This window comes from Arthrobacter sp. zg-Y895 (genome assembly GCF_020731025.1).
GTDB lineage: Bacteria > Actinomycetota > Actinomycetes > Actinomycetales > Micrococcaceae > Arthrobacter_B.
In genome coordinates this window covers 54,566-67,655 of sequence record NZ_JAJFZY010000013.1, presented here as the reverse complement: position 1 = coordinate 67,655, position 13,090 = coordinate 54,566, and the positions used below count along the sequence as shown (strand labels likewise).

Genomic DNA, 13,090 nt, shown 5'->3' with positions numbered 1-13,090 from the left:
AACTGGGATGTGGCCGCAGGCATGAACCCCGGCATCGGGTACACGGCGCTGGCACTGGTTTCCGCCGCGACCCTGCTGATCGGCTTCTACGGCCTGCGGATCTCGCGGACCACCAGCGACTTCTATGTGGCCTCCCGGACGGTGAAACCCTGGTGGAACGCCTCGGCCATCGGCGGCGAGTACCTCTCGGCGGCCAGCTTCCTGGGCGTGGCGGGGCTGATTGTCGCTTCCGGGGTGGACGCGCTCTGGTTCCCCATCGGCTACACCGGCGGCTACCTCATGCTCCTGCTCTTCGTCGCGGCACCGCTGCGCCGGTCCGGCGCCTACACCGTGCCGGACTTCGCCTCCGCCCGGCTGGAGTCACTCCCCGTGCGGCGCCTCACCAGCCTGCTGGTGATCGCCATCGGCTGGCTGTACATCGTGCCGCAGCTGCACGGTGCGGCGCTGACCATGCGCATCACCACCGGGCTGCCCGCCGAGATCGGCTGCCTGGTGGTCACCGGCGTCGTCTGCCTCAGCGTGGTGACCGGCGGGATGCGCTCCATCACGTTTGTCCAGGCTTTCCAGTACTGGCTGAAACTGGTGGCGATTGCCGTACCGGTGCTGTTCATCCTCTTCCGCCTCGCCGGTGACGGCCCGCCCGCCGGCGGCGGGCAGATCCTGGCGGAGGCGCTGAACCCGGAAACCCACGCTCCGCTGTACCGCAATATTTCGCTGAGCATCGCACTGCTCTGCGGCACACTCGGACTCCCGCACGTGCTGGTCCGTTTCTACACCAACCCCGACGGCCCCTCGGCCCGGCGGACCACCCTGATTGTCCTGGGCCTGCTCTCGCTCTTCTACATCTTCCCGATCACCTACGGCGTGCTGGGCAGGATCTATGCCCCGGACCTGGCCGCCGGCGGTGCCGCGGATGCGACCGTGCTGCTGCTGCCGGGGCGGGTGTTCGACGGTGCCACCGGCGACCTGCTCGCGGCCCTGGCCACGGCTGGGGCATTCGCGGCGTTCCTCTCCACCAGCAGCGGTCTTACGGTCTCGCTCGCGGGAGTGATCAGCCAGGAGTTCTTCCGCGGCAGTGTCGGCGGGTTCCGGGTCTCCGCCGTGCTGGCCGCCGTCGTACCCCTGGTCATTGCCCTGCTGACCGAATCCTCGGCACTGGCCGGCAGCATCGGCACGGTTTTCGCATTCACTGCCTCCACCCTGTGCCCGCTGCTGGTGCTGGGCATCTGGTGGCGCCGGCTGACGGCGGCGGGCGCCGGAGCGGGAATGCTGACCGGCGCGCTGCTGTGCGGCGGGGCAATGGCCGCCGCGGCCGTCCTGCCGCGGATGGGCGCCGGCATTCCCGCCTGGATCGAACAGCCCGCGGCCTGGACGGTTCCCGCAGCGTTTGCGGTGATGGTGGCGGTGTCCCGACTGACGGCCGGATCAGCGCCGGACGGGACGGCGAAGTTCATGGCGCAGCTGCACACGCCGGAACCGCTGGATCGGCCCCGCCCGGGAACCGGAACAGGGGCGCGCTAGGACCGCCTAGTCTATGGAAGCCATCAGTTCGACCACGCGGTCGAGGAAGGCATCCACCTGGCTTTCCTCGTATCCCTGCTGGCCTTTGGCCTCGCGGAAGACGGCGCGGCGCACCACATCTACGCTGAGGGGCCGGTCGTGTTCGAAGTATCCAAGGAGCTCGTTGCACAGTGCGTCAACGTCCTCGACGTTGTAACTGGTGACGCGTTTCCTGCCGGGGCGGCGGAACCGCTCCCCCGGTTTGCGGTGCAGGCGGGCCCTAAGGACCGCGGACATCCGTCCGATCTGCAGCAGCCAGGCTTCTTCGCCGCGGTCGGAAATCAGGCGGTCCCGTTCCCGCTGGGCGAAAACGTCCTCCAGCCGATCCAGTGCGGCGTCCACCGCCTGCGGCTCGTAGCCGCCCTTTGCCGGGTCGAACGCCATGGACCGGACGTCCGCACTGGTCACCGGATTAGCCGAGGTGGAATCCGAGTTGTAGTAGTTCCTGGCTTTCGTCAGGAACTCATCGACCTGGCGGATGTTGTAGCCGTAGTCCCGTCGTCCCACGCGTTCGAAAGGGGCACTGGCCTGCCGCACATCGTCCATGAATAAATTGTTCCTCTGTGGTTTTTCCCCGCGGAGTTATTCCCGCTGGAGCCGGTTGTCCCTACAGGGCGCCTGCCGGGCATCGTCTGAAAACTCTGAAACATCTTACGATGCCCGTGCCGCGGACGTGATCCGGCACACCGGCCGTTGCCGGACCGTTACGGTTGCTCCTGCTAGGAAGCCGTGGAAAGCAGCACCGACAGCAGGAATACCACCGGGGAGGCGAACACCACGGAATCCAGCCGGTCCATTACTCCGCCGTGTCCCGGCAGGAGGTTGGACATGTCCTTTACCCCCAGTTCCCGCTTGACCATGGACTCGGAGAAGTCGCCGGCGGTGGCCGCGGCCACTGTCGCCACAGCAAGCACAACGCCGAACCACCAGGGCTGGTCCAGGAACAGGACGGCAGCGCCGACGCCTACGACGGCGGCACCGACGGCAGAGCCGCCAAAGCCTTCCCAGGACTTCTTCGGGCTGATCTTGGGTGCCATCGGGTGCTTACCGAAGAAGGCACCTACCAGGTAGCCGAACGTGTCGTTGGAGACCACGAGCAGGAGCAGTACGGCGACTCGAACCTGTCCATCGGGTTCGCGCAGCAGCAAGAGTGCAAAGCTCAGCAGGAACGGCACCCAGAGAACCACGAAGATACCGGCGAGGATGCTCTGGATCGCTTCGGCAGCGGTGTCGATGCTCCGCCACAGGAGAATGGCAACCGACGTTGCGACCATCGCGAAGGCCAATGCTTCCGTGCCGCCGAAGAACGCCGCGAACGGCAGCGCCACGGAACCGACCAGCACCGGCACCTGCGGCACTTTCATGCCGCGCACTTCGAGCGCACGGTTGACTTCCCAGACACCGACGGCGGCGAAGCCAACCGCAATAATCACAATGGCGAAAGGGAAAAAGAGCAGGCCGCTAAGCAGGGAGCCGAGCAGAATCACGCCTACGGCGATGGCAGCAGGCAGATTGCGTCCGGCGCGCGAAACCTTTACGGGTTTCTCGGCGGACCGGCGGCCCCGGGCGGTGCGGCCGCCGACCTGTCCTGAATCAGCTGCGCTCATTTCCTTGGCCTTTGCTGCTGCCGGAACTGTCTCGACGGACGGTGAACCGCCAGCCTGGGTGGGAGGCTGGGCGTTACTCATCAGACCTCGAGAAGCTCGGCTTCCTTGCGCTTGAGGAGCTCGTCAATGGAATCCGTGTGCGCCTTGGTCAGTGCATCGAGATCCTTTTCGGCACGCGCGCCGTCGTCCTCGCCCACTTCGCTGTCCTTCACCAGGCGGTCAATGCCGTCCTTGGCCTTGCGGCGGATGTTGCGGACGGAAACCTTGGCGTCCTCGGCCTTGCCGCGGACAATCTTGACGTATTCCTTACGGCGGTCCTGTGTCAGCTCGGGCATGATGACCCGGATGACCTTACCGTCGTTGGACGGGTTGGCGCCGACCTCGGAGTCGCTCAGTGCCCGCTCGATGGCGCGCAGCGCGCTGACATCGTAGGGGGTGATGAGCAGGGTGCGGGCGTCAGGGGTGGCGAAGGATGCCAGCTGCTGCAGCTGCGTCGGGGAACCGTAGTAGTCCACCAGCACCCGGTTGAACAGCGCCGGGTTGGCGCGGCCTGTGCGGACGGAGGAGAAGTCCTCCTTAGCAACTTCCACCGCCTTGTCCATCTTGTCGGCGGCCTCTTTCAAGGTGTCTTCGATCACGGTCTCTCCTCATAAAACAGTGTCCACCAAGCGCTGTCGGCTTAGTGGCCGGACTCTTCTATCATCCTAAGCCAAAAGGGTGCGGGTTCCCTGCACCGAGCCTGCGAGGTGTAGGGAACCCGCACCCTGCGGGACCTGGAACGGCGGCAACGAAATCCCCTCGGCCGCAGGCGGCCTCCGGAATTTAAAGCCGCCTTCCTCCAGGCCCCTACGGGCGGCGGGGCGGCCACCCCGCATGTCGCTCCAGAGTTAGTTGGAAACGATGGTGCCGATCTTCTCGCCGCGGAGGGCGCGGGTAACGTTGCCTTCACCCTCCATGCCGAACACAACCATGTTCAGGTCGTTGTCCTTGCACATGGTCATGGCCGTCTGGTCCATAACGCGGATGTCCTGGCGCAGGGCGTCGTCGTACGTCAGGGTCTCCAGCCGTACCGCGCTGGAATCCTTGTTCGGATCGGCGGTGTAGACACCGTCTACGCCGCTCTTGGCCATCAGCACCTCGTCTGCGTGCACTTCCAGCGCCCGCTGGGCGGCTACCGTGTCGGTGGAGAAGTACGGCAGGCCTGCGCCGGCACCGAAGATGACCACACGGCCCTTTTCCAGGTGCCGGATGGCGCGCCGCGGAATGTAAGCCTCAGCCACCTGTCCCATGGTGATGGCGCTCTGGACGCGGGTCTCGACGCCGGCCTGCTCCAGGAAGTCCTGCAGTGCCAGGCAGTTCATTACTGTGCCGAGCATGCCCATGTAGTCCGCACGGGAGCGGTCCATGCCGCTGGTGGACAGCTCCGCGCCGCGGAAGAAGTTGCCGCCGCCGACGACGATGGCCACCTCAACCTCGCCCACGGTCGCAGCGATCTGCTTGGCCACTGCCCGCACGGTATCCGGATCCACACCGAGTTTGCCGCCGCCGAATACCTCTCCTGAGAGCTTCAGCAGGACGCGTCGTCGCGGGGAATCGGTTTCTTTCAATACGTGGGCCATTGTGCCTCCCGGGCATAGGTGCTGGTGCTGCTTTTAAGACTAGTGAGCTGTTCTGGGCAGAGAAAAGGGGTGGTCACCCGTGGTGACCACCCCCTTTGCCATGATGACGTTTCCGTCGAAACCGTTGTTACCTAACTAATTAGGCGCCTACACGGAAGCGGGCGAAACCTGCCGGTGCAACAGCGGCTTCTTCGAGAACCTTGCCCACGGTCTTCTTGGCGTCCTTGGCGAACGGCTGGTCCACCAGGACGATTTCCTTGAAGAAACCGGTCAGGCGGCCTTCGACGATCTTCGGCAGTGCGCCCTCGGGCTTGCCCTCTGCGCGTGCCGTCTCGTCTGCAATGCGGCGTTCGTTCTCGACCGTCTCTGCCGGAACTTCGTCGCGGGTCAGGTAGGTCGGAGCGTATGCAGCGGTGTGCACGGCGATGTCGTGGGCGGCGGTGGCAGCTTCTGCGCCTTCGCCGTCAACGGCGAACAGCACGCCGACCTGTGCCGGAAGATCCTTGGAGGTCTTGTGCAGGTACGCGTCGACGGTCTTGCCTTCGATGCGTGCCACGCGGCGGACGACAACCTTCTCGCCCAGGATGGCGCCTTCTTCGACAACAACCTCGGACAGCGGCTTGCCGTCAACGTTGTAGGCGAGGAGGGATTCGGCGTCGGCAGCAGCAGATTCAACTGCAGCGGCCAGGACCTTGTCAGCCAGTTCGATGAACTTCGGGGACTTGGCAACGAAGTCGGTCTCGCAGTTCAGCTCGATCATGACGCCAACCGTGCCGTCGATGACCTTGGCGGCAACCAGGCCTTCAGCGGTGGAACGGCCTTCACGCTTGGTCGCGCCCTTCAGGCCCTTGATGCGGATAAGCTCCATGGCCTTGTCGGCATCGCCGTTGGCCTCGTCCAGAGCCTTCTTTACATCCATCATGCCTGCGCCGGTGCGCTCGCGCAGTGCCTTGATATCAGCAGCAGTGTAGTTCGCCATTTGGACTCCAGTCCTCCCGTAATAAGTATTGGTGCGGTTCTGCCAGTGCGGCTGGCCGGTAAACCGGCCAGCCGCACCACAACCCATGTCCAGGGGATCCCCCGGACTAAGGAAATACGTTCTTTACTTCTCGGTTACTTCAGCGGCCGGGGCGTCAACGATGGCGTCGACATCAGCGGCGGGAGCCTCAGCAGCTTCAGCGGCCGGAGCGGCTTCAGCAGCGGGAGCTTCAGCAGCGGCGTCAGCGGCCGGGGTCTCAGCAGCACCCTCGAGGAGCTCGCGCTCCCACTCGGCCAGCGGCTCGGCCGGGGCTTCCGTGTTGCCGGACTTGTTGTGGCGGACGATCAGGCCCTCGGCCACGGCGTCGGCAATGACGCGGGTCAGCAGGTTGACGGAGCGGATGGCGTCGTCGTTACCCGGGATCGGGAAGTCGACGTCGTCCGGATCGCAGTTGCTGTCCAGGATGGCAACAACGGGGATGTTCAGCTTCTTGGCCTCGTCAATGGCGAGGTGTTCCTTCTGCGTGTCAACAATCCAGAGCAGGGACGGAGCCTTGGTCAGGTTGCGGATGCCGCCGAGGTTGGTTTCCAGCTTGGTCAGTTCACGACGGAGAAGCAGGAGCTCCTTCTTCGTGTGGCCGGAGGAAGCGACGTCCTCGAAGTTGATCTCTTCGAGTTCCTTCATGCGCTGGATCCGCTTGGCGACAGTCTGGAAGTTGGTGAGCATGCCACCGAGCCAGCGCTGGTTCACGTACGGCTGGCCAACACGGGTGGCCTGCTCGGCGATGGCTTCCTGTGCCTGCTTCTTGGTACCGACGAACAGTACGGTTCCGCCGTGGGCAACAGTGGCCTTGACGAACTCGAATGCACGGTCGATGTAGGACAGCGACTGCTGCAGGTCAATGATGTAGATGCCGTTGCGCTCGGTGAAGATGAAACGCTTCATCTTCGGGTTCCAACGGCGGGTCTGGTGACCAAAGTGAACGCCGCTGTCGAGCAGCTGGCGCATTGTAACGACGGGCATGTCGTCACTCCTTCCGGCAGCAGCCGTGCGCACGGCGCACTGGTCCTACTGCCAATTGACGGTTTTAGCTGTACGCCCGGGCGGGCGAAGCTCCTGGTATCCATCAGCCGCTGCCCCGTAGGAGCTGCGGCATGCTTCCCCTGCCGACGTTGCCGGACCGTTGGAGATGCACCCCCGGTGACGGGGATAATTGGGATACGCGTAGTCAGCCTCCATGCCTGTGGGCCGAACCGCCGGACTGAATCCGGCCGGACAAACCCGAGACCGAACCTGGACTAAAACGTCCGGGCAGGTCCCATGGCACAGCAAGCTGCTCCGTCAAGTGTACTACAGCGCCGGGCCCCTGCCATCCGGTGTCAACCTTTCCTCCCCACCCGTCTTCCGCAGCCGGACTTCGACCACGGCGCCCGGGAAATCGGCAACTGGAGCCCGCGCGGACGCAGGGTTGCTCCATGAAGCGAACACCCGCCCTGCCCCTCGCGGCGATTTTGACCGTCCTTGCCCCCGCGTCGGTGGCAGTCGACCCGCAGTCCGCTGTCACCGCGTCGGCCTATTCCCCGCCCTGGACCTGGCCCCTGAACCCGGAACCTTCCCTCCTGAGGTCCTTCGATCCCCCGGCACAGCCCTGGCTGGCGGGGCACCGCGGTATCGACGTCGCCGCGGCCGAGGGCGCCGGGGTCCTGGCCCCTGCGGACGGGCGCGTCGTTTTTGCCCGCCGGGTGGTGGACCGGCCGGTCCTGACCATTGACCACGGAGGCGGCTTGTTGAGCAGTTTCGAACCCGTCGAGGCGTCCGTGCCGGTGGGCACCGCAGTGTCAAAGGGCACGGTGGCAGGTTCCGTCCGATCGGGTCCGCACTGCGGTCCGGGATGCGTGCATTGGGGCGTCCGGCTGGACGGGGACTACGTGGATCCGCTCAACTATGTGACCGACCGCCGGCCCTCGATCCTCCTTCCGGTGCCTCCGACGATCCCGCCGACTTCAGACCCCGGTTAAACGTCCCGGCCGGACCCTTTGCAGGATCCGGCCGGGGTTCTTTGCTGGTCTAGCGGACGTTGATTCCGAAAGGGGCTATACGAACGCAGCCACTCCGGTGATCGCCCGTCCGGTGACCAGAGTATTGATCTCGTACGTGCCTTCGTACGAGTAGATGGCCTCGGCGTCAGCGAAGATCTTAGCCATGCCGAAGTCGGTGACAATGCCGTTTCCGCCCAGGATGCTGCGACCCAAGGCAACGGACTCGCGCATACGGGCAGTGGTGAAGGCCTTGGCGAGGGCGGACTGCTCATCCTTGGCCTGCCCGAGGTCTTCGAGCTGCGCCAGGCGGACCATCATGCCCAGCGAGGCGACGGTGTTGCCCAGGATCTTCACCAGCTGTTCCTGCACCAGCTGGAAGGATGCCAGCGGCTTGCCGAACTGCTTGCGCTCGACCGCGTACTTGCGGGCGACGTCGAAGGCAGCCATCTGCTGGCCTACGGCCTGCCAGGCCACGGCCAGGCGGGTAACCTTCAGGACCTTGTTGGTGTCGCGGAAGCTGTTTGCGCCCTTGAGGTGGAAGTCGTCACTCACCACTACGTTGTCGAGGACAATGTCAGCGTTCTGGACCGTGCGCAGGGCGATCTTGTTTTCGATCTTCGTCGCCGTGTAGCCGGGGGTCTTGGTGTCGACCAGGAAACCCTTGACCTGGTTGTCCTCGAGGTCGCGGGCGTAAATGACCACCCAGTCGGAGAAGGTCGCATTGCCGATCCAGCGCTTTTCACCGTTGAGGATCCAGTTGTCCCCCTCGCGGCGGGCGGTAGTGCGGGTGCCGCCGGCAACGTCGGAACCGCCCAGCGGCTCCGTCAGGCCGAAGGCGCCGATCTTCTTCATGGCGTAGATGTCCGGCAGCCAGGCTGCCTTCTGCTCCTCGGAGGCCAGTGCCTCGATGGAGCCGGTGAAGAGACCGTCATGGACACCCAGGAAGGTGGCGAAGGACGTGTCGGCACGGGTGATCTCGGCATGGCAAAGACCCGCGAAAAGGTTGGAGTAGCCCTGTCGGTAAACCGGGCTCATAACGTCCAGTTCGGCAATCTTGGGGATCATGTGGTGCGGGAATTCCCCGGCGTTCCACCAATCAGCGGCATGCGGCTTGACCTCGGCGGCGAGCCAGGCACGGATCTCGTGCAAGCGGTCGCGCTCCTTGTCGGTGAGCAGGTCTTCGAATGCGTAGAAGTCGCCGTCCGGGTACGGAAGGTTGTCGACGTCGATAAGTGCCATGGAGAATGTCCTTCGCTGCTGATCATCGGTGATCCGCTGGTGCCCATCCGGGAACCGGCTGAGCCCATGTTACCCACCAGTAACAACGATCACAACGTCTGCGGAAAATTGCCTCGCCGGCGTGTGTCTGCTTAGGCCCACTGGGAGTACAGATAGCGGGCCTACGGGGCGCCTCCGGCGAATCATGTCCAGGCAAAAGGAAACGCCCCGGTCCGAAGACAGGGGCGTTTACTAAGGCGGACCGGGACGTTCGTCCGATCCGTTTCGGGTAGGGCTGGTGGGGCTTGAACCCACGACCCACGGATTATGAGTCCGCTGCTCTGACCAGCTGAGCTACAGCCCCGGGTGCCCAAGAAGGCAACGATGCCATCCTAGTGGGTCCGGGGACTGGACAACCAATCAGCCCGCGTTCACGCGTTTCCCCGGATCCCCGCGGTAGAGATCTTCAAAGGTGGACAACGTGGCTTCCAGGCTGTGCCGGTCCACCATCTCGCGGCTGGTCCGGCCCATCTTCGCCCGCTCGTCGGCGGGCAGCTCCAGGATTTCCGTGATGCGCCCGGCAAGCTCCGAGCTGTCTCCCGGCGTAAACAGGTAGCCGTTGCGCCCCTTGTCCACAAGGTGCGGCAACGCCATCGCATCGGCCAGCAGCACCGGTTTCGACGCCGACATCGCCTCCAGCGTCACCAGCGACTGAAGCTCGGCGGTACCCGGCATGCAGAACAGGTCGGCTTTGAGGTACGCCTCGCGCAGTTCTTCATCGGAAACCAGTCCGCGGAAGACCACCCGGTCCTGCAATCCCAGCCGCTGCACCTGGGCTTCCAGCCCGGGACGGACTTCGCCGCCGCCGATGATTTCCGCCCGCACTCCGAGGTGGGCCGGAGTCTTCGCTACGGCGTCAATCAGCACATCCACGTGCTTCTCCTCGGCCAGCCGGCCGACAAACAGAACCGTGGGCGCTTCGTGCGGGGGAATCTGCTCTCCGTCACGGAGCTCGTAAACCGACGCGTCAATACCGTTGGACAACGGCATCACGTCGTGCAGGAAGGCGTGGCGGTACATCGCCTCGGCAGCCAGCGGCGTCGGCGTAGTGACCACGTGGGCCTGGCCCATGACCTTGCCCATGTCTTTCCAGGAGTTGGTCGCGACAATCCGCTTGACCCATTTAGGGAAGGGCAGGAACGGATCCAGGTTTTCCGGCATGAAGTGGTTCGTCGCGATGACGCGGATACCGCGCTTACGGGCTTCGTAGAGCGTGTACTCCCCCACCATGTAGTGGCACTGGATGTGCACGACGTCGGGCTGCACCCGGTCGAACAGCAGCGCAATTTCCTTCTTGATCTCCCAGGGCAGGCAGATCCGCCAGTATTCATGGGTAGGAACCCCGTGGGAACGGAGCCGGTGGACCGGCCACTCTCCCTCAAGGTCGCTTCGGCTGCCGCCGTTGACATCATTGGGAGCCAGTACGTGGACGTTGTGCCCACGCCCGTGCATCCCCCGGGCCAGCCGGTAGCCGAACTGCGCGGCGCCGTTCAGGTGGGGAGGATAAGTGTCACAAGCGATGAGGACAGTCAGCGGTTTGTCTACCGGGGCGTCGGTCACGTTGTAGGTCCTGCTTTCGGATTCTTTGAGGCCGGCTTCTGCCGCCTCCGCTCTTCGTTCCGACGTTGAATAACGTCAGGGTGATACCTCGAGAGGGCAACGACCCCAACAATAGCAATCAGGGCCGCCACGGACATGGCCACCGCGGCGACGGCGGGAACATCCGGCCGCAATTCGTGCAGGACTCCAATGCCGATGGCGATTCCCACCATGGGGTCGATTACCGTCAGCCCCGCAATCACCAGGTCCGGCGGGCCGCTCGAGTAGGCGTTCTGCACGAACCAGGAACCAAGCGCACCGGCAGCGGCGATCGCCACGATGGTGTACCAGGGCACGTTCAGGAGGAACCGGCCGTTCGGGTTGAGCAGGTCCCCGGCTATAACCTTGGTCAGGACGGCAACGAAGCCGAACAGGATGCCGGCGCCGAGGATGTGCACGATGGCCCGGAGCCGCTTGCCGAAAAACACGTTCAGGCTGCCGAAGAAGATCACGACGACGGCGAGGATGAGGACAATAGTCACTTCCTGCCGCGGCTCCACTACCTGCTCTGAGCGGGTGACCATGATGGCCAGCGACACAAAAAGCATGCTGCCGGCAACGCACGCAGTAATGGCCGCGACCGTAATGCGGTTCATGTGCAGGCCCTGGTCCCGTGAATTCACGACTGTCGTGATGACCAGTGCGATGGAACCAATCGGCTGCACCACCGTCAGGGGAGCCATTGACAGTGCAGCCACGTTCAGGGCCATGCCCGTCCCCAGCAGCAAAAGCCCGAAAAGCCAGCGGGGGTTGCGCAGCAGGCGGCTGATCTGGGAGGAGTTCAGGCCCAGGCCGCCAGTGTCCGCCTTGACGGCGCTGCCTTGGCGCTGGGCACCGAAGGCAAGGAAAAATGCGCTGGCCAAGGCGCAGGCTACGGCGATCCCTACCATCGGCCCGGTCCAGGAGCTGCCGTGCAGTGCGGGGAAACGGAGTGTGCCCTAGGGTGCATGGCCGGTCCCGGTTCCGGCCGGTACATGCTCGCGCTGGTGCAGGTATTTACGCCACGCAGCCACGAGGTATCCGGCGGCCGCCGCCACGTGACCGATGCAGCCCAGTGCCAGTACGGCGGAACCGGCCGCCAAGAGCCAGTGATGGTCAAATCCCTCCACCCGTTCCAGCAGCAGCAGGGGCGCACCCAGCAGCAGCAACGCGGTGCGGATTTTGCCGACGATGCTTACCGGCAGATCGGGGTTGCCCCGGAACAGCAGGAGCGAATTGGCGATCAGGACGGCGTCGGGGATGGCGATGCTCAGGATCAACCAGGCCGGCGCGATGCCGTCTGCCACAAAGGTGGCGGCCACAATGATCAGTGCCAGCCTGTCGGCTACCGGATCCAGCCACTGGCCGGTAGTGGAGACCTGGTTCAGCCGGCGGGCCAGGTAGCCGTCTATCCAGTCGGTACAGCCCACTGCCACCAGGGTGAGGAACGCACTCCCGTAGCGGTCCTGGCTGATGAACAGCACAAACAGGGGGATGCCGAGAAAGCGAAGGACCGTGACCAGATTCGGTAGGGTCCAGAACCGTTCCGATACGGTAATTTCCGTATCGGGACGCGCTCCGGCACCGATAAATCTGATCACGGTCCGATCCCCTCGTCAAAGATGTACGAGTACAGCTTACTTTCGCGCGAGCCGACGGGACATGAGGAGCAGTGCCAGCAGGGAGGCGGCCATTACCGAGAGCGGCTGCCAGCGTTCCTTGATCATGGCCAGCACATCGTCGGATGTGGAGGGACCGGCGGTGCTGGCTTCCTTGCCGCGGGATGCGGCGGCACGGCGGGACTTCAGCTCCTGGATGCGCGCCTTGACGTCCACCTTCTCGCCGAGCCCGTCACGGACCGCAGCGAGGTGCTCGCGGCGCTGCCGCGCACGGGTGCGCAGTTCCTCGGGAGTGGGCTGCTTCGGACCTTCAGGCTTGTCGTCCTTCTCGGCCTTCTTGTCCTTCTTTTCCTTCGGTTCCTTGGGCTTGTCCAGTGTGGCCGGATCGAAGCTGCGGCCTTCCTTCAGCACGCCGACGTCGTAGCGGATGCCGCGGATGGCTTCCTCAGGAAGCAGCGGGAGGGTCTTCTTGAAGCGGCTGTAGCCAATGAGTCCGGCGATGCCTGCGATCACCAGGAACAGTGCGGCGACCAGCAGGGCGGCCAGCCAGCCCGGCAGGACCAGCGACAGTGCCAGGATGCCGGCTACCAGCAGCGAAATGGCCAGTGCGGCAACCATAAGCAGAGCCACGACCATAAAGGCCGCAGCAATGCCGGCCTTGATGCCCTTTTGCTTCATTTCGGCTGTGGCGAGGGCGAACTCGTCATTCAGCTGACGCGGCGTCAGGCGGGCCATGACCTTCGCCAGCCCAACCAGCGACGAGCTTCCCGCCGTTCGCTGTGTCCGAGTGCTAGCGGAGCGGTTCATGCGC

At 64.4% G+C, this 13,090-nt stretch carries 13 protein-coding genes and 1 tRNA gene; 2 read left to right on the top strand and 12 right to left on the bottom strand.

The window, feature by feature from the left end; translation table 11 throughout:
• Positions 1-21 precede the first annotated feature (21 nt).
• Entirely contained in the window at positions 22-1,521 is a 1,500-nt protein-coding gene (locus tag LJ760_RS16645) for a sodium/solute symporter (protein WP_227924466.1), read from the top strand.
• A 6-nt stretch (positions 1,522-1,527) separates the two neighbouring features.
• Here LJ760_RS16645 and LJ760_RS16640 read toward each other — a convergent pair whose 3' ends face one another.
• The 6 genes from LJ760_RS16640 to rpsB all read right to left on the bottom strand — a co-directional run bounded on the left by LJ760_RS16640 (position 1,528) and on the right by rpsB (position 6,788).
• The gene (locus LJ760_RS16640) at positions 1,528-2,106 is read right to left on the bottom strand and encodes a DivIVA domain-containing protein (RefSeq protein ID WP_227924439.1); all 579 of its coding nucleotides are present in this window, start codon (positions 2,104-2,106) and stop codon (positions 1,528-1,530) included.
• A gap of 173 nt (positions 2,107-2,279) precedes the next feature.
• Complete coding sequence (locus LJ760_RS16635) at positions 2,280-3,167, bottom strand: phosphatidate cytidylyltransferase (protein WP_374200077.1); 888 nt, start codon at positions 3,165-3,167, stop codon at positions 2,280-2,282.
• 80 nt (positions 3,168-3,247) lie between these two features.
• Positions 3,248-3,805, bottom strand: coding sequence for a ribosome recycling factor (gene frr, locus LJ760_RS16630; protein ID WP_227924437.1), 558 nt, complete (start codon positions 3,803-3,805; stop codon positions 3,248-3,250).
• Between the two features lie 249 nt (positions 3,806-4,054).
• Positions 4,055-4,786 (bottom strand): UMP kinase, encoded by a 732-nt coding sequence (pyrH, locus tag LJ760_RS16625; RefSeq protein ID WP_227924436.1) that lies wholly within the window; start codon positions 4,784-4,786, stop codon positions 4,055-4,057.
• 139 nt (positions 4,787-4,925) lie between these two features.
• Positions 4,926-5,765 (bottom strand): translation elongation factor Ts, encoded by an 840-nt coding sequence (gene tsf / locus LJ760_RS16620; RefSeq protein WP_227924435.1) that lies wholly within the window; start codon positions 5,763-5,765, stop codon positions 4,926-4,928.
• 123 nt (positions 5,766-5,888) lie between these two features.
• Positions 5,889-6,788 carry a 30S ribosomal protein S2 gene (rpsB, locus tag LJ760_RS16615; RefSeq protein WP_227924434.1) on the bottom strand — a complete coding sequence of 300 codons (900 nt, stop codon included), beginning with the start codon at positions 6,786-6,788 and terminating at the stop codon, positions 5,889-5,891.
• Positions 6,789-7,240: 452 nt separating this feature from the next.
• Here rpsB and LJ760_RS16610 point away from each other — a divergent pair, with 452 nt between their 5' ends.
• Entirely contained in the window at positions 7,241-7,783 is a 543-nt protein-coding gene (locus LJ760_RS16610) for a M23 family metallopeptidase (RefSeq protein ID WP_227924433.1), read from the top strand.
• 75 nt (positions 7,784-7,858) lie between these two features.
• On the opposite strand, the gene LJ760_RS16605 is transcribed toward LJ760_RS16610, so the two are convergent.
• The 6 genes from LJ760_RS16605 to LJ760_RS16580 form a co-directional block, all read right to left on the bottom strand.
• Positions 7,859-9,043, bottom strand: coding sequence for an acyl-CoA dehydrogenase family protein (locus LJ760_RS16605; RefSeq protein ID WP_227924432.1), 1,185 nt, complete (start codon positions 9,041-9,043; stop codon positions 7,859-7,861).
• Between the two features lie 269 nt (positions 9,044-9,312).
• Positions 9,313-9,386: transfer RNA gene (locus tag LJ760_RS16600), tRNA-Ile, on the bottom strand.
• 56 nt (positions 9,387-9,442) lie between these two features.
• The gene (locus tag LJ760_RS16595; RefSeq protein ID WP_227924431.1) at positions 9,443-10,642 is read right to left on the bottom strand and encodes a glycosyltransferase; all 1,200 of its coding nucleotides are present in this window, start codon (positions 10,640-10,642) and stop codon (positions 9,443-9,445) included.
• Positions 10,639-11,571, bottom strand: coding sequence for a DMT family transporter (locus tag LJ760_RS16590; RefSeq protein ID WP_227924430.1), 933 nt, complete (start codon positions 11,569-11,571; stop codon positions 10,639-10,641). The genes LJ760_RS16595 and LJ760_RS16590 overlap by 4 nt, the downstream gene beginning before the upstream one ends.
• Before the next feature lie 48 nt (positions 11,572-11,619).
• A complete protein-coding gene (locus LJ760_RS16585) occupies positions 11,620-12,261 on the bottom strand; it encodes a CDP-alcohol phosphatidyltransferase family protein (RefSeq protein ID WP_227924429.1) in 642 nt (213 codons plus the stop codon).
• 36 nt (positions 12,262-12,297) lie between these two features.
• Positions 12,298-13,086 carry a phage holin family protein gene (locus LJ760_RS16580; protein ID WP_227924428.1) on the bottom strand — a complete coding sequence of 263 codons (789 nt, stop codon included), beginning with the start codon at positions 13,084-13,086 and terminating at the stop codon, positions 12,298-12,300.
• Between the last annotated feature and the right edge of the window lie 4 nt (positions 13,087-13,090).